Source organism: Salinibacterium sp. VpJ6 (genome assembly GCF_059767345.1).
In genome coordinates, this window is record NZ_JBSOQL010000001.1 from 1109763 (window position 1) to 1124375 (window position 14613).

21 protein-coding genes and 1 pseudogene are annotated in these 14613 nt (G+C 58.8%); 1 reads left to right on the forward strand and 21 read right to left on the reverse strand.

Features of this window, described 5'->3' with window-relative positions; all coding sequences use genetic code 11:
- Positions 1-23: 23 nt before the first annotated feature.
- The 5 genes from ACWTV1_RS05460 to ACWTV1_RS05480 are packed head-to-tail and all read right to left on the reverse strand — an operon-like array spanning position 24 to position 3781.
- Positions 24-1157, reverse strand: coding sequence for a mannitol-1-phosphate 5-dehydrogenase (locus ACWTV1_RS05460; RefSeq protein ID WP_498504421.1), 1134 nt, complete (start codon positions 1155-1157; stop codon positions 24-26).
- Positions 1154-1591 (reverse strand): PTS mannitol transporter subunit IIA, encoded by a 438-nt coding sequence (locus tag ACWTV1_RS05465; protein WP_498504422.1) that lies wholly within the window; start codon positions 1589-1591, stop codon positions 1154-1156. The genes ACWTV1_RS05460 and ACWTV1_RS05465 overlap by 4 nt, the downstream gene beginning before the upstream one ends.
- 11 nt (positions 1592-1602) lie before the next feature.
- Positions 1603-3132, reverse strand: coding sequence for a PTS mannitol transporter subunit IIBC (locus tag ACWTV1_RS05470; RefSeq protein WP_498504423.1), 1530 nt, complete (start codon positions 3130-3132; stop codon positions 1603-1605).
- A gap of 57 nt (positions 3133-3189) precedes the next feature.
- Positions 3190-3456 (reverse strand): HPr family phosphocarrier protein, encoded by a 267-nt coding sequence (locus ACWTV1_RS05475; RefSeq protein ID WP_100388210.1) that lies wholly within the window; start codon positions 3454-3456, stop codon positions 3190-3192.
- The gene (locus ACWTV1_RS05480; protein ID WP_498504424.1) at positions 3449-3781 is read right to left on the reverse strand and encodes a PTS sugar transporter subunit IIB; all 333 of its coding nucleotides are present in this window, start codon (positions 3779-3781) and stop codon (positions 3449-3451) included. The genes ACWTV1_RS05475 and ACWTV1_RS05480 overlap by 8 nt, the downstream gene beginning before the upstream one ends.
- A gap of 128 nt (positions 3782-3909) precedes the next feature.
- Here ACWTV1_RS05480 and ACWTV1_RS05485 point away from each other — a divergent pair, with 128 nt between their 5' ends.
- The gene (locus ACWTV1_RS05485) at positions 3910-5829 is read left to right on the forward strand and encodes a BglG family transcription antiterminator (protein ID WP_498504425.1); all 1920 of its coding nucleotides are present in this window, start codon (positions 3910-3912) and stop codon (positions 5827-5829) included.
- A gap of 144 nt (positions 5830-5973) precedes the next feature.
- Here ACWTV1_RS05485 and ACWTV1_RS05490 read toward each other — a convergent pair whose 3' ends face one another.
- From ACWTV1_RS05490 to rplV, 16 genes and pseudogenes are all read right to left on the reverse strand, one after another.
- Entirely contained in the window at positions 5974-6573 is a 600-nt protein-coding gene (locus tag ACWTV1_RS05490; RefSeq protein WP_100388207.1) for an adenylate kinase, read from the reverse strand.
- On the reverse strand, positions 6570-7892 hold the full coding sequence (secY, locus tag ACWTV1_RS05495) for a preprotein translocase subunit SecY (RefSeq protein WP_100388206.1): 1323 nt from the start codon (positions 7890-7892) through the stop codon (positions 6570-6572). Before secY ends, ACWTV1_RS05490 begins: the two co-directional genes overlap by 4 nt.
- A 124-nt stretch (positions 7893-8016) precedes the next feature.
- On the reverse strand, positions 8017-8664 hold the full coding sequence (rplO, locus tag ACWTV1_RS05500; RefSeq protein ID WP_100388205.1) for a 50S ribosomal protein L15: 648 nt from the start codon (positions 8662-8664) through the stop codon (positions 8017-8019).
- Entirely contained in the window at positions 8664-8849 is a 186-nt protein-coding gene (gene rpmD, locus ACWTV1_RS05505) for a 50S ribosomal protein L30 (protein ID WP_009773114.1), read from the reverse strand. The genes rplO and rpmD overlap by 1 nt, the downstream gene beginning before the upstream one ends.
- On the reverse strand, positions 8849-9574 hold the full coding sequence (gene rpsE, locus ACWTV1_RS05510; RefSeq protein ID WP_100388204.1) for a 30S ribosomal protein S5: 726 nt from the start codon (positions 9572-9574) through the stop codon (positions 8849-8851). The genes rpmD and rpsE overlap by 1 nt, the downstream gene beginning before the upstream one ends.
- Positions 9571-9942 (reverse strand): 50S ribosomal protein L18, encoded by a 372-nt coding sequence (gene rplR, locus ACWTV1_RS05515; RefSeq protein ID WP_100388203.1) that lies wholly within the window; start codon positions 9940-9942, stop codon positions 9571-9573. The genes rpsE and rplR overlap by 4 nt, the downstream gene beginning before the upstream one ends.
- Positions 9943-9944: 2 nt before the next feature.
- The gene (gene rplF, locus ACWTV1_RS05520) at positions 9945-10481 is read right to left on the reverse strand and encodes a 50S ribosomal protein L6 (RefSeq protein ID WP_100388202.1); all 537 of its coding nucleotides are present in this window, start codon (positions 10479-10481) and stop codon (positions 9945-9947) included.
- Positions 10482-10487: 6 nt separating this feature from the next.
- Complete coding sequence (gene rpsH / locus ACWTV1_RS05525; RefSeq protein WP_100388201.1) at positions 10488-10886, reverse strand: 30S ribosomal protein S8; 399 nt, start codon at positions 10884-10886, stop codon at positions 10488-10490.
- 73 nt (positions 10887-10959) lie between these two features.
- Positions 10960-11550, reverse strand: coding sequence for a 50S ribosomal protein L5 (gene rplE / locus ACWTV1_RS05530; RefSeq protein ID WP_100388200.1), 591 nt, complete (start codon positions 11548-11550; stop codon positions 10960-10962).
- 95 nt (positions 11551-11645) lie between these two features.
- Positions 11646-11981 (reverse strand): annotated as a pseudogene (gene rplX, locus ACWTV1_RS05535) (50S ribosomal protein L24); the annotation flags it as partial.
- Between the two features lie 2 nt (positions 11982-11983).
- Complete coding sequence (rplN, locus tag ACWTV1_RS05540; protein ID WP_100388198.1) at positions 11984-12355, reverse strand: 50S ribosomal protein L14; 372 nt, start codon at positions 12353-12355, stop codon at positions 11984-11986.
- Positions 12355-12651 (reverse strand): 30S ribosomal protein S17, encoded by a 297-nt coding sequence (gene rpsQ / locus ACWTV1_RS05545; protein WP_100388197.1) that lies wholly within the window; start codon positions 12649-12651, stop codon positions 12355-12357. The genes rplN and rpsQ overlap by 1 nt, the downstream gene beginning before the upstream one ends.
- Positions 12652-12653: 2 nt before the next feature.
- Complete coding sequence (rpmC, locus tag ACWTV1_RS05550) at positions 12654-12986, reverse strand: 50S ribosomal protein L29 (protein ID WP_100388196.1); 333 nt, start codon at positions 12984-12986, stop codon at positions 12654-12656.
- Positions 12986-13405 (reverse strand): 50S ribosomal protein L16, encoded by a 420-nt coding sequence (gene rplP / locus ACWTV1_RS05555; protein ID WP_009773124.1) that lies wholly within the window; start codon positions 13403-13405, stop codon positions 12986-12988. Before rplP ends, rpmC begins: the two co-directional genes overlap by 1 nt.
- Before the next feature lie 2 nt (positions 13406-13407).
- Positions 13408-14220, reverse strand: coding sequence for a 30S ribosomal protein S3 (rpsC, locus tag ACWTV1_RS05560; protein WP_100388195.1), 813 nt, complete (start codon positions 14218-14220; stop codon positions 13408-13410).
- Positions 14220-14612: a 50S ribosomal protein L22 gene (gene rplV, locus ACWTV1_RS05565; protein ID WP_100388194.1), complete on the reverse strand. Its 393-nt coding sequence runs from the start codon at positions 14610-14612 to the stop codon at positions 14220-14222. Before rplV ends, rpsC begins: the two co-directional genes overlap by 1 nt.
- Between the last annotated feature and the right edge of the window lies 1 nt (position 14613).

Genomic DNA, 14613 nt, shown 5'->3' on the forward strand with positions numbered 1-14613 from the left:
CCGGGCGTTTCGCCAAGTTGGGTCTAAGATTGCGCGCTGACAGTGTCGACTGCGTCAGCGTAGAGCGCGTCGCCCTCGCGAAGTCCCATAACCTCGGTGACGAATTCGGCTGCCGACAGTGATGACAACAGCTCGAGCATCCGCACACTCTCAGGGTCTTCCGGCACCGCAAAGTGCAACGCTGCGCCCATGGCACGCAGAAGCGCGCTGGGGGTGGTTCCGGATGCCGCAAGCTCACTAGCCGGGCTCACAAAGCGTTCATTGCGCGAGAGCTTGCGCAACGGGCTGCGCCCTACGCGCTCAGGAGTATCTGGCAGGTGGGGGTTGCTGAAGCGACGCGTGCAGGTAGCGACGTACTCGGCGTGCTCGCTGGCATCGAATCCGTGCTTAGCAATCAACATCGCGCTGGTCTCAGCAAGCACCGCGGCGACCTCAGACGCGACAGCATCGATGTCCATCGCGGCTGCGAGCGTCTCTGCGCCCTGGGCGCGGCCGTGATAGGCCAGCGTTGCGTGGCCAGTGTTAACGGTGAAGAGCTTGCGCTCGATGTAAGGCTCAAGATCTGAGACGAAGTGGACGTCAGCGATCTCGGGAACGCTGTCTCCGAACGGACCGCTCTCAATGGCCCACTCGAAGAAGTCCTCGACGGTGACGTCGAGTCCTGCAGCGGGGTCTTGGGCCGGCACAATGCGGTCGACAGCGGTGTTCGCGAAGATGGCCTTAGCGGCGAGCGTTTCAGCATCGACCGCGACAGCAACTTCGGCGCGAAGATTGTTGGTGGCGTAGAGCGCGTTTTCGCACGCGAGCACCTGAAGCGGGGGCAGTTCGTCTGAGCGCTTCTTGATCGCCTGAGCAATCAGCGGTGCAACAAACTTGAGGATGTTCGGGCCGACGGCCGTCGTCACCATGTCGGCGGTCGCGATCTCATCGATCACGCCGGCTTCGTTGGTCGCGCTGTTGAGAGCGCGGAAGTTATCTACCGTCCACGTGCGGGGCTCGGCCCCGACTTCGTGAACCTTGTAGTTATCGGCAGCGGCCAAGGTATCGATGAGCTCTGCCGCGACATCCGCGAAGACGATCTCGTACCCAGCTTTGTGCAGAATCAGGCCGACGAAACCGCGGCCGATGTTGCCGGCGCCGAAGTGTACGGCTTTCATGCGTTGTTCAATTCAGACAGAAGGGCGAGCAGCTCGTCATCGCTCGAGGCGTCGACCAGCTTCTGCACTTCGTCGTTATCGCTAAAGATTGTGGCGACTGCAGCGAGAGTGTCCATGTGGCCACCGTCTTTGCCTGCGATGCCGACAACGAAGCGAACCTCGTTGCCATCCCAATCGATGGGATCCGCGTACCGCACGAACGAGAGCGCAGACGACAGGATCGTGTTCTTGCCCTCGTTCGTGCCGTGCGGAATGGCCAGAAAGTTACCCATGAAGGTTGACGTCAACTCTTCGCGGGCCTTCATGAAGCCAAGGTACTCGGGCGTTACTGCACCAGCAGCCACAAGGATTTCCGCTGCCTCAGCGATGGCATCCTCTTTGGTGCGGGCGGTGCCAGCGGCCTTGATTTGGTCTAGCTCGAGTACCTTGTTCATGATGTCTCCTGTTACTTGCCAACCATGTTTACGACTTCATCGTATTTCGGACTGTTCATGAAGTTATCAACCGAAACATGAATTGCGCCGGGAACTTTCTGCTCAGCGCGTTCGGTGAGCTTGTCCTGGGTGATGATCAGGTCTTCTGAACCATCCAGGTTAGCGATCGCCTTATTCGTGACGTTGACACCTTCGATGCCAGCTTTCGCGAACTTATTGCGCAGAACGGTTGCGCCCATCGCGCTCGACCCCATACCAGCGTCGCAAGCAAACACGACGTTCTGGATCTTGGTCGCGGTTGAGGTTGCAGCAGCGGCTCCGGTTGCAGCAGCACCGGTTCCGAGCAGGTCGCCTACCGAGCTGTCCTTGCCCTTGTTAGCGGCGTTCTTAGCAACAGCAGCAGCAAGAGCGTCGTCGCCGTTAGCCATTGCCTCAAGGTCACGCTTACGGCCGGCGCGGATGATGACCGCAGCGACAGCGAACGACACAGCAGCCGAGAACACTACCGACAGCAATACGCCGACGATGCTTCCGGGAGGGGTCTGGGCGAGGACCGCGATGATCGATCCGGGCGATGCCGGAGCGCGCAGACCTGACTGGAAGATGACGTTCGTGAGAACACCAGTTGCTCCACCAGCGATTGCAGCGACAACGAGAAGCGGCTTAGCCAATACGTAGGGGAAGTAGATCTCGTGAATACCACCGACGAAGTGAATCAGGATGGCGCCGGGAGCGCTTGCGCGCAGCAGGCCAACACCGAATACCAAGAAGGCGAGCAGGATGCCGAGGCCGGGGCCAGGGTTTGCTTCGATGAGGAAGAGGATCGACTGGCCCTTTTCGAGCGACTCGGCCGTACCCAGCGGCGTGAAGACACCGTGGTTGATGGCGTTGTTGAGGAAGAGGATCTTGCCCGGCTCAACGAAAACGCTGGCGAGCGGAAGCAGGCCGTTGTCAACGAGGAACGCGATAACCGATTCGAGGCCATTGCTGATCGCGGTAACGATCGGAGCGATGAGGAAGAACGAGGCAACGGCGAGCAACATTCCGACGATTCCGCCGGAGAAGTTGTCGACGAGCATCTCGAAACCGGCCCGAATCTTGCCCGCCCAGAGAGCGTCAATCTTCTTCACGACCCATGCAGCACCGGGACCTACGATCATGGCACCGAGAAACATCGGGATTCCGGCGCCGATGATGACACCCATCGTCGCGATGGTTCCAATAACTCCACCGCGAGTTCCGTAGACCATGCGGCCACCGGTGTTAGCGATGAGCAACGGGAGCAGGTATACGATCATCGGACCAACGAGGCCCGTGTTCGTTACCTCAGGATCAAGGCTCCAGCCACCGAGCTGCTGTACCCACACCGGGTCGATGCCGAGCAGCGGCAACCAACCGGTCTGGATGAAGAGGGCGGTAATAAAGCCCCAGGCGATGAATGCCGCAATATTCGGCATCACCATTCCACTGACGAAGGTTCCAAATTTCTGGACCCCTACGCGCGCACCGCCTGATTTGGCGGTCGTAGACGACGTTGTCATTGTTTTACTCCGATATCTGTGATGTTGGGATACTGCGAGGGAAGCGAGCGATCTCGACTAGTTTTCGTCGTGATCGGTACTGAGAATTTCGGTCAGTTCGGCGATTACAGCGTCGGCGCCGTCTCCTTCTGCGGAGATCGTCACCTCGTCGCCGTGGCTGACGCCCAGTGAAATAACGCTGAGGATGCTCGACGCATTGACGGACTTGTCACCCTTAGCAATCGTGACGTCGAGACCAGAAGCGGCTGCCGCCTGAGTGAAGAGTGACGCGGGACGAGCATGAAGGCCGTGCGATGACGCCACTCGAATAGTTTGTTCAGCCATTGTTGCTGCTTTCTGTTGTTGCCTGAGGGAGGGCATTGAGAAGGTCGAGAGCAATGTCTGCCCCAGCGGCGTCGAAATTGATCACCGGAAGCTGTACCGCGCGGGCGCCAATTACTGCAGCCGCTGTTTCGGCCTGGTCAAAGAAGTCTGAGACGTGAGAGCTCACAAGCACGACATCCACAGAAGTGAGAGGCATGCTGAGTGCGGCAACACTCGCCGGGGTAAAGGTGTGTGGGAGCCCACGAACAGTTGCCTGGCGGCGCAGAGCGTGTGCCAAGAAGGTGCTCGAGGCACCTGCACCGCATAGAACCAGCACACTAGACACCTGATCGCCTCCTCGCGAAAATCAATCGAACTTCCTTCAGTGTCTATGGTCGCTGGGAAGTGCCTTCGAGTTCCAGTAGAGAAGATTCCGCCCCTGCGGAAAGGTTCATACGCAAGAATGGTTATCTCATGCTCGATAACCACGCGCGACTCATAGAACGCCTAGCCCAGTCCGAGGCATGGGTGACCGCTGCCGAGCTCGCAGACAAGCTCGGTGTCACCACCCGCAGCGTGCGCAGTTACGTCACGGCAGTGAAGTCGTCGGCCCTCCCCCTCGAAGTGATCGAGTCCTCCACCTCGGGTTACCGCCTTAATCGCGACAACTACGCCGAGTTCCTCAAAGGAGCGAACAACCGCGAGTCCGAGCGCCCGCGTGACCGGCAGTACCATCTCGTTCGACGACTGGGAGATGTGCCTGAGGGCAACGACATCCACGCTCTCGCCGAGAGTTTCTTTGTCAGCGAGTCCACGATCGAGGCAGACCTCCGCAAGGTCAAGTCCGTGGTTGAAGAGTCAGGCCTTACGCTTTCGCGACGCGGACCACTCGTGATCCTTTCCGGAACCGAGCCAAACCTGCGCCGCCTGCTCAGCAAAATGTTTCGCCACGAAGAGTCTCAGGGATTCCTTGAACTCGAGAGCATTCAAAGCGAGTTCGAATCTTCCGACCTTCGCTCGTTCAAGACCGCGTTACTCGACCTACTTGATTCACACGGGTACTTCGTCAACGAGTACGGAATCAATCACGTGCTCCTGCACGTCGCAATCGCAGCGGACCGCACCGGACCATCGAATTCCGCGGGTGCTGACGAACCGTCGATCAGCTCCGATGAGACCCCGTCGGCGTCTGCAGCGTTCTCGAAAGATCTTGCTGCGCTCATCACAACTCACTTCGGTGCGAACCTGCGGCAGGATGACCTCAACGAGATCGAGTTGCTGCTCACCACGCGAGTTATCACTCGCTCTGCCGGGTCCAGTTCGCCGGCCGACGTAGATCTTGAGGACCTCATTACTCGCGTGCGCCGCACTGTGCAGCACGTCGGCGAGGAGTACCTCATTGACCTCGACGACGACGACTTCATCATGAGATTGTCATTGCACGTGCGCAATCTCATTCTGCGCGCTCAAGACCTCTCGTACTCTCGGAACCCCATGACGAGGTCGATCAAGACCACCTACCCCATGATCTATGAGCTCGCGGTCTTCATCGCTGCCGAAGTGCAGCGGGATGAGGGCATCATCATTCACGATGACGAGATCTCCTATATTGCGCTCCACGTTGGCTCGCACCTCGAGCGTCAGGCAAAGCAAGAAGTACGGCTCACCGCTGCTCTCGTGTGCCCCAACTATCACGACCTCCACGTCATCCTGCGCGAACGCATCGAAGCGGTGCTCGGCGACGAACTTCACTTGCGCATTGTCATCACACGAACCGATGTCGATCTGGCCGAGCTCTCTACAGACCTCGTACTCACGACAATCGACCTGCGATCCTTTGCCGACAACGTGGTGCTCATCCAACCTTTCCTTACCGAAACTGATGTGGATGCCATCCGCCGTGCCATCGGTCGCGTGCGTCGTCTGCGCCGGCGCCGTCAACTCACCGACGAGCTGCTTCGATTCTTCGACCCGGCCCTCTTCTTGCGCAATTTCAGCGCCCCTAGTGAAGAGGCGATGATCGCCGCACTCGGACACCGGATGATCGAAGCCGGCGTGATCGACCACGGGTACATTACTGGCGCGATCGAGCGCGAGCGCATGTCATCCACCGCCTTCACTGACACACTCGCGGTCCCCCATGCCATGACGATGAACGCCCACCGCACCGCAATCAGCATTGTGATCAACGAGACGCCGATGCCCTGGGGCGAGAACCGCGTCAATGTGATCGCACTCATCGCGTTCAGCGCTGCAGGCCGCAACACATTCCAAACGGTGTTCGACCAGTTCGTCACCGTCTTCTCAGATCGCGACTACGTGCAACAGCTCGTCAAGAAGGCCGTGGACTTCCCGACTTTCATCGACGAACTCGTTCGCGGCATCGAAGACTAACTAGCTGAATTCGCCAGACACGGGCCCAAGCTCCAGTACCGGCTGCGGCTCCGGCTCCGGCTCCGGCTCCGGCTCCGGCAACAAGAGCCCACAACAAGAAATCCCCGCTGCCTAGAGGCAACGGGGACTACTCAAGAACGAGAACTAGCGTGAACCAGCGTCCGTCGCGGAGATTCCGCGATCGAAGAGTGCTTCGGTGATTCGAGCCGTGACAGCGTCCACTTCACCAAGAGCGTCGATCGTTACGAGTACATCGCGACCCGCGTAGGTCTTGATCAGCGGAGCGGTCTGCTCGCTGTAAACCTCGAGGCGATGACGAACAACCTCTTCAGTGTCGTCGCTGCGACCCTGCTCGAGTGCACGCTTCCGCAAACGACCGACGACAACTTCAGTGTCGGCTTCCAGCTCGACGACTACATCGAGCGCTGAGCCGTGGCTCGCGAGAAACTCGTCGAGTTCGCGCACCTGGTCGGTCGTGCGGGGGTAGCCGTCGAGAAGAAAGCCGTTCTTGGCGTCGTCTTCTTCGAGGCGGTCGCGGATGAGCGCGTTCGTGAGGGAATCAGGAACGTTGTCGCCAGCATCCATAAATGCTTTCGCCTTGGTGCCCAGCTCGGTGCCATTCTTCACATTGCTGCGGAAAATGTCACCGGTAGAGATAGCCGGAACGCCATAAATCTCGGCGAGACGAGCGGCCTGGGTGCCTTTTCCAGCACCAGGAGGACCAATCAAGAGAAGTCGTGTCAACGCAACAAACCTTCGTAGTGGCGTTGCTGCAGCTGCGAATCGATTTGCTTGACGGTCTCAAGACCGACGCCAACGATAATCAGGATGCTAGCTCCACCGAATGGGAAATTTTGGTTGGCCCCGATGACCACAAACGCGATCAGCGGGATCATTGCCACAAGGCCGAGATACAACGAGCCGGGCAAGGTAACACGAGTCAATACGTAGTCAAGGTACTCGGCGGTCGGTCGACCAGCGCGGATACCCGGAATGAAGCCACCGTACTTCTTCATGTTGTCGGCTACTTCTTCAGGGTTGAACGTGATTGCCACGTAGAAGTAAGTGAAACCGACGATGAGCAGGAAGTAACCGATCATGTAGATCGGGCTATCGCCAGAGACCAGGTTGTTCTGGACCCAGACGACCCATGCTGCGGAAGTCTCGCCAGCTTGTGGCTGGTTGAACTGCGCGATCAAAGCGGGGAGGTACAACAGCGACGAAGCGAAGATCACGGGGATCACACCGGCCATGTTGACCTTGATGGGGATGTACGTGTTGTTGCCGCCATAGGTTCGGCGACCCACCATGCGCTTGGCGTACTGAACGGGGATGCGTCGTTGGGATTGCTCCACGAACACGACGGCTCCCATGATGAGAACACCCATGATGAGCACGAGAACAAACGTCTCTACACCGTTGCTGAGGTAGATGCCCCAGAGTGCGCTGGGGAAAGTCGCGGCGATCGAGGTGAAGATCAGCAACGACATTCCGTTACCGATGCCGCGCTCCGTAACAAGCTCACCCATCCACATGATGAGGCCGGTACCGGCGGTCATTGTGATGACCATCAGCAGGATTGCGTACCACGCATCGTTGGTGATGAGTTGGCTACATTCAGCAACACCAGCCGACTGGAACAGTGCACCGCTTCGGGCAACCGTAATCAGAGTCGTGGACTGGAGGATCGCGAGAGCGATGGTGAGGTAACGCGTGTACTGAGTCAGCGTTGCCTGGCCGGACTGGCCCTCTTTGTGAAGTGTTTCGAAGTGCGGAATGACCACGCGAAGTAGTTGCACGATGATCGATGCCGTGATGTATGGCATGATTCCGAGCGCAAATACGGAAAGTTGAAGGAGCGCCCCACCACTGAAGAGGTTGATGAGGTCATACAGCCCGCCACTCGAAGCGTTAGCTGCGAGACAGGCCTGAACGTTGCCGAAGTCAACGAACGGCGCGGGGATGAAGGAGCCAAGTCTAAACAGCGCAATGATGCCTAGCGTGAACCCGATCTTCCTGCGAAGGTCAGGCGTGCGGACAATCCGCGCGACAGCTTTAAACACAAGGCCTCCGATTTATCTATGTACTACGGGCGAGTGGGGAACCCCTTGCGGGATTCCCCACTCAACCTGCCTGCGTATGTCACCGGTGTGACGTACGCGACACTAACGTTTGTCGTAGTGACAGTTACTGAACCGAACCGCCGGCTGCAACGATCTTCTGCTCGGCAGAGCCGGAGACCTTGTCAACTACAACGTTCAGCTTAACCGTAATATCACCCTGACCAAGAACCTTGACCTTTTCGTTCTTGCGAACGGCGCCCTTCGACACGAGATCTGCGACGGTTACGTCGCCACCCTTGGGGTAAAGTTCCGCGAGCTTCTCAAGGTTTACAACCTGGTACTCAACACGGAACGGGTTCTTGAATCCGCGCAACTTAGGTGCACGCATTACGAAGTTGATGTTTCCACCTTCGAAGCCGAGACGCATGTTGTAACGCGCCTTGGTTCCCTTGGTTCCACGACCCGCAGTCTTACCCTTGGATCCCTCACCACGACCAACACGCATACGGTCCTTCTTGGCACCGGCAGCGGGACGGAGGTGGTGCATTTTCAGAACCTGCGGGCGGCTTGCAACATCGTCGCTCGAGGACTTCTTTGCAGCAGACGCCTTAGCAGCAGTCGACTTCGCAGGAGCCTTCGTGGTGGATGCCTTCGCAGCGGGAGCCTTGTCAGCAGCGGCCTTTGCAGGCGCAGCCTTCTTGGCAGCAGGTGCCTTAGCGGCAGCAGCCTTGGGGGCTGCAGCCTTCTTTGGAGTTTCTTTCTCGTCAGCCATTAGTCAATCTCCTCGACCTTGACAAGGTGAGCGACCGTGTTGACGTACCCACGGTTCTGCGAGTTGTCCTCGCGCACAACCACGGAGCCGATGCGCTTGAGCCCGAGGCTGCGCAGCGTGTCGCGTTGGTTTTGCTTCTCACTAATTTTGGACTTGATCTGGGTTACCTTCAGGCGACCAGCCATCAGACACCTGCCTTAGCTTCAGCCTCAGCGCGCAGCAAGCGAGCCGGGATTACGTGTTCTGCATCGAGACCACGACGAGCAGCAACCGCGCGCGGCTCTTCGAGCTGCTTGAGTGCTTCAACCGTCGCGTGAACGATGTTGATCGTGTTCGAGGAACCGAGCGACTTGCTCAGTACATCGTGGATACCGGCGCACTCGAGTACGGCGCGAACGGGGCCACCAGCGATAACACCGGTACCAGCGGATGCGGGACGCAGCAGGACTACACCAGCAGCTGCCTCGCCCTGAACCGAGTGAGGGATCGTAGCGCCGACGCGAGGAACGCGGAAGAAGTTCTTCTTCGCCTCTTCGACACCCTTGGAGATCGCGAGAGGAACTTCGCGAGCCTTGCCGTATCCAACACCGACCATGCCGTTACCGTCACCGACGACGACGAGAGCGGTGAAGCTAAAGCGACGACCACCCTTGACTACCTTCGATACACGGTTAATGGTGACGACGCGCTCCAGGAACTGGTTCTTGTCGTTGTCGCGGCTGTTGTTTCCGCCACGTCCACCACGGTCTGGTCCACGCTCACGGCCGCCACGACGAGCCTCGCGGGGCTCGCTCGTAACGTCGGTTGCTGGGGCGTCTACGACGACCTCAGGGACGGAGATGGCGCTAGTCGCCTCAGCGGCCACGGCCTGCTCCTTGTTTGTTGTCTTGTTGTCCACGTTGTCGCTCACAGGTTCAATCCACCCTCTCGCGCTCCGTCGGCGATAGCTGCGACGCGACCTGCGTAACGGCTTCCACCACGATCAAATACGACGGCCTCAACACCGGCCTGCTTCGCGCGTTCGGCAACCATTTCGCCGATCTTGCGTGCCTTTGCGGTCTTGTCTCCATCGAACGTACGCATGTCCGACTCCATGGTCGATGCTGAAGCGACGGTTACGCCCTTCGAGTCATCGACAACCTGGACAAATACGTGACGCGCTGAGCGCGTAACCACGAGACGGGGGCGCACCTCGGTGCCCACAACCTTCTTGCGGAGACGTGCGTGACGACGGCCCTTAGCGGCCGACTTGCTCTTACCTCTGGTTCCGAGAGCCATGTCTACTTACCACTCTTTCCGGCCTTGCGACGAACAACTTCGCCGGCGTAGCGCACACCCTTGCCCTTGTAGGGCTCTGGCTTGCGCAATTTACGAATGTTGGCTGCTACTTCGCCAACCGCCTGCTTGTCGATGCCGCTGACAACTAGTTTGTTGTTTCCCTCGACCGCGAAGCTAATGCCTGCGGGCGGGTCAACGGTGATCGAGTGCGAGTACCCGAGAGCAAACTCAACTGAGCTGCCCTTTGCAGTGACACGGTAACCGGTACCAACGACCTCAAGGCCCTTGGTGTAACCGTCGGTAACACCGACAATTTGGTTAGCGATGAGCGTACGAGTCAAGCCGTGAAGCGAACGCGATTCGCGCTCGTCGTCGGGACGGGTTACGAGAACCTGACCCTCTTCGAGTGCTACAGCGATGGGAGCCTTGACGGTGAGCGCGAGCTCACCCTTCGGGCCCTTTACGGTGACGTCTTGGCCGTTGATGGTGATGGTGACACCAGCGGGGACATCAATAGGAAGTCTTCCGATACGTGACATTTTTGGTTACCACACGTAGGCGAGGACTTCCCCACCTACGCCCTTCTGAGTCGCCTCTTTGTCGGTCAGCAGACCAGAGGAGGTGGACAAAATCGCCACACCGAGTCCGCCAAGAACCTTTGGGATTTCGGTCGAGCGAGCGTATACACGAAGACCAGGCTTCGAAACACGCTTGATTCCCTTGATGGAACGCTCGCGGGCGGGTCCGTACTTAAGTTCGATCGTGAGGGTCTGACCCACACGAGCGTCTTCGTTGCTCCAGCCGAGGATGTATCCCTCAGCCTTGAGCATTTCTGCCAGGCGCGACTTCAGCTTGCTCGAAGGCATTGAAACGCTGTCGTGGTGCGCCGAGTTGGCGTTGCGCAGTCTGGTCAGCATGTCAGCGACCGGATCTGTCATTGTCATTATGTGTTTCCTGTCTCAACTGGTTTCGGCATCCGTTACACGAAGGCCGACCTGGTCGATCGGTGTTACTTGGTTAGTTAGATGCGTTCTCAGCGGAACGGAAGGGGAAGCCCAGTGCCTTGAGCAGTGCGCGACCTTCTTCGTTGTTCTTACCGGTCGTAACAATCGTGATGTCAAAACCACGAACGCGGTCAATCTTGTCCTGATCGATCTCGTGGAACATGGACTGTTCCGTGAGGCCGAAGGTGTAGTTACCGTTGCCGTCGAACTGCTTGTCCGAGAGGCCGCGGAAGTCGCGGATACGAGGAAGCGCCAACGTGATCAAGCGGTCAAGGAACTCCCAAGCGCGGTCACCACGGAGGGTGACGTGTGCGCCAATGGGCTGTCCTTCACGGAGCTTGAACTGAGCGATCGACTTGCGAGCGCTCGTTACGTAGGGCTTCTGACCGGTGATCGCGGTGAGGTCCTTGACGGCCCCATCGATGATCTTTCCGTCGCGAGCAGCTTCTCCAACACCAGTGTTCACGACGACCTTGACGATGCCGGGAATCTGGTTGACGTTGGAGAGACCGAGGTCCTTCTTGAGCTGTTCCGCGAGTTCAGTGCGGTACTTCTGCTTGAGGCGCGGCTGGATTTTGCCAGCAGCAGGTGCAGTCGTCGTCATTAGTCTGCGTCCTTCTCGGTTGCCTTCTCGGCATCCTTCTTCGAAGCCTTCGGCTCAGCCTTAGCGGCCGCCGACTTCTTGGTCTCTACGCGGCGCGACTTCTTGAAGAAGCGCTCGCGCGTGGTCTTGCCACGGTCATCGGTGGTGACGGTGAAGCCAACACGAGCCGGGAGCTTGGTCTCGGGGTCAACGAGAGCGAGGTTGGACACGTGAATCGGTGCCTCCATCGTCTCGATGCCACCGGTCTTGGTTCCACGCTGAGTCTGGCCAACCTTGACGTGCTTGGTGACGAAGTTGACACCCTCCACGACAACGCGGTCTTTTCCAGCGATAACACTGATGACGCGACCCTGCTTGCCGCGGCTTCCGCCACGCTCCTGGGTCGGGCCGCTGATGACCTGTACGAGGTCACCCTTGCGAATCTTTGCCATAACTACAGCACCTCCGGTGCGAGCGAGATGATCTTCATGAACTTCTTGTCACGAAGCTCGCGGCCGACCGGTCCGAAGATACGGGTACCACGGGGGTCTCCGCCATCGGACTTGAGGATTACAGCCGCGTTCTCATCGAACTTGATGTATGAGCCGTCTGGACGACGAGTCTGCTTGATTACGCGAACGATGACGGCCTTGACGACCTCACCCTTCTTGACGTTTCCGCCAGGAATCGCGTCTTTGACGGTTGCCACAATGACATCGCCGAGACCTGCGTAACGACGGCCTGAGCCACCGAGAACGCGAATCGTGAGGAGCTCCTTGGCGCCGGTGTTATCGGCAACCTTTACTCGGGATTCCTGCTGAAGCATTACTTAGCCTTTTCGAGGATCTCGACCAGACGCCAGCGCTTCGTGGCGCTGAGCGGACGGGTCTCGCTGATTAGAACGGAGTCACCGACGCCGGCCGTGTTGGCCTCGTCGTGAACCTTCACCTTGGAGTTACGGCGAACAACCTTGCCGTACAACGGGTGCTTCACGCGGTCTTCAACGATGACAACGATGGTCTTATCCATCTTGTCGCTCGTTACCAAACCACGGCGGGTCTTGCGGTACCCACGAGCGACCTCGGCGGTCTCCGCGGTCTTCTTGTCTTCAACCTTGGCCATGACTACGCCTCCTTCGTCTCGTCAGTGGCGTCAGCTGCGGGCTCTGCCGCTGCGTCTGCCTTCTTGGTGCTGCGCTTCTTGGTTTCCTTTGCAGGAGCCTCGACAGCAGCAGGGGTTGCACGGATGCCCAGCTCGCGCTCACGGATAACCGTGTAGATGCGAGCGATGTCGCGCTTGACAGCGCGAATACGTCCGTGGCTTTCCAGTTGACCGGTTGCGGCCTGGAAACGAAGGTTGAAGAGTTCTTCCTTCGCCTTCTTCAGCTCGTCAACGAGTCGTTCGTCTTCAAAAGTGTCTAGCTCGACAGGGGCTAGCTCCTTGGATCCGATCGCCATTATGCGTCGCCCTCCTCGCGCTTGATGATGCGTGCCTTGAGGGGCAGCTTGTGAATAGCACGAGTGAGTGCTTCGCGCGCAGTCGTCTCGTCCACACCGCTGAGCTCGAAGAGCACGCGACCTGGCTTGACGTTGGCGACCCACCACTCGGGCGAACCCTTACCGGAACCCATGCGGGTTTCGGCGGGCTTTTTGGTGAGCGGACGGTCGGGGTAGATGTTGATCCACACCTTTCCGCCACGCTTGATGTGACGCGTCATGGCGATACGAGCTGCCTCAATCTGGCGGTTCGTAACGTATGCGGGCGTCAGAGCCTGAATACCGTACTCGCCAAACGACACCGTGGTTCCACCGGTAGCGTGGCCGCTACGGGAGGGGTGGTGCTGCTTGCGGTACTTGACCTTACGGGGAATCAACATTGTTATGCCTCAACTCCTGCTGCAGCCTTAGCTTCTGCCTTGGGGGCTTCAGCCTTGGGTGCGTCAGATTTCGGTGCGGACGACGGTCCACCGCCGGTGCGGCGGCCACGGTCTCCACCATCGCGACGCTCAGGGCGCGACGACTTCTGGTTAGCCTGCTCGCGAGCGAGCTCCTTGTTGGTGATGTCGCCCTTGTAGACCCACACCTTGACACCGATACGACCGAACGTGGTCTTGGCCTCGTAGAAGCCGTAGTCGATGTTTGCGCGCAGCGTGTGCAGCGGAACGCGACCCTCACGGTAGTACTCCGAGCGGCTCATTTCTGCGCCACCCAAACGACCCGAAACCTGGATGCGAACACCCTTGGCGCCGGCGCGCTGAGCACCCTGAAGGCCCTTACGCATTGCACGACGGAAAGCGACACGAGCAGCGAGCTGCTCTGCGATTCCCTGAGCAACGAGCTGAGCTTCAGCCTCGGGGTTCTTGACCTCGAGGATGTTGAGCTGAATCTGCTTGCCGGAGAGCTTTTCGAGCTCTCCACGAATGCGCTCTGCTTCGGCGCCGCGGCGACCAATCACGATACCCGGACGGGCAGTGTGAATGTCTACGCGAACGCGGTCACGGGTGCGCTCGATCTCAATGCGGGCAACGCCTGCACGGTCGAGGTTCGACTTGAGCAGGTTGCGGATTTTTACATCCTCTGCAACGTAGTCGCTGTAACGCTGACCCGGCTTGGTGCTGTCAGAGAACCAACGCGACACGTGGTCGGTGGTGATTCCCAGACGGAAACCGTAGGGGTTTACCTTCTGTCCCATTACTTCTTCCCTGCCTTGTCGGCCTCGGCTTCAACGACGTGGTCTGGCGTGGCCAGCACGACCGTGATGTGGCTTGTGCGCTTCAGGATCTGGAACGCGCGGCCCTGGGCACGCGGCTGGAAACGCTTGAGCGTTGCACCGTCGTCGACATAAGCCTTCGAGATGATCAGATCCTGTTCGTCCAGGAACGTGTTCGAAGCGTCTGCCTTGACTCGCGCATTGGCGATTGCAGATGCAACCAACTTGTAGACCGGCTCGCTCGCGCCCTGAGGTGCGAACTTCAAAATTGCCAGTGCTTCCTGTGCTTGCTTGCCGCGGATCATGTTGATGACGCGACGAGCCTTCATGGGGGTCACGCGGATGTGACGCACGCGTGCGATCGACTCCACCATT

Bases quoted from the DNA above. Each gene is read 5' to 3' on its own strand.
- rplO (WP_100388205.1), bottom strand. From the start codon at position 8,664: ATGGCTGACGAGAAAGAAACTCCAAAGAAGGCTGCAGCCCCCAAGGCT.
- rplP (WP_009773124.1), bottom strand. From the start codon at position 13,405: ATGTTGATTCCCCGTAAGGTCAAGTACCGCAAGCAGCACCACCCCTCC.
- ACWTV1_RS05485 (WP_498504425.1), top strand. From the start codon at position 3,910: ATGCTCGATAACCACGCGCGACTCATAGAACGCCTAGCCCAGTCCGAG.
- rplF (WP_100388202.1), bottom strand. From the start codon at position 10,481: ATGTCACGTATCGGAAGACTTCCTATTGATGTCCCCGCTGGTGTCACC.
- rplE (WP_100388200.1), bottom strand. From the start codon at position 11,550: ATGACGACGACTGCACCTGCTGCTGGCAAAATCCAGCCGCGCCTCAAG.
- rpmC (WP_100388196.1), bottom strand. From the start codon at position 12,986: ATGGCGATCGGATCCAAGGAGCTAGCCCCTGTCGAGCTAGACACTTTT.
- rplR (WP_100388203.1), bottom strand. From the start codon at position 9,942: ATGGCTCTCGGAACCAGAGGTAAGAGCAAGTCGGCCGCTAAGGGCCGT.
- rplN (WP_100388198.1), bottom strand. From the start codon at position 12,355: ATGCTTCAGCAGGAATCCCGAGTAAAGGTTGCCGATAACACCGGCGCC.
- rpmD (WP_009773114.1), bottom strand. From the start codon at position 8,849: ATGGCTGGTCGCCTGAAGGTAACCCAGATCAAGTCCAAAATTAGTGAG.
- ACWTV1_RS05475 (WP_100388210.1), bottom strand. From the start codon at position 3,456: ATGGCTGAACAAACTATTCGAGTGGCGTCATCGCACGGCCTTCATGCT.
- ACWTV1_RS05465 (WP_498504422.1), bottom strand. From the start codon at position 1,591: ATGAACAAGGTACTCGAGCTAGACCAAATCAAGGCCGCTGGCACCGCC.
- rpsH (WP_100388201.1), bottom strand. From the start codon at position 10,886: ATGACAATGACAGATCCGGTCGCTGACATGCTGACCAGACTGCGCAAC.
- rpsC (WP_100388195.1), bottom strand. From the start codon at position 14,220: ATGGGACAGAAGGTAAACCCCTACGGTTTCCGTCTGGGAATCACCACC.
- rpsQ (WP_100388197.1), bottom strand. From the start codon at position 12,651: ATGGCCAAGGTTGAAGACAAGAAGACCGCGGAGACCGCCGAGGTCGCT.
- ACWTV1_RS05470 (WP_498504423.1), bottom strand. From the start codon at position 3,132: ATGACAACGTCGTCTACGACCGCCAAATCAGGCGGTGCGCGCGTAGGG.
- ACWTV1_RS05460 (WP_498504421.1), bottom strand. From the start codon at position 1,157: ATGAAAGCCGTACACTTCGGCGCCGGCAACATCGGCCGCGGTTTCGTC.
- rplV (WP_100388194.1), bottom strand. From the start codon at position 14,612: ATGGTGGAGTCGATCGCACGCGTGCGTCACATCCGCGTGACCCCCATG.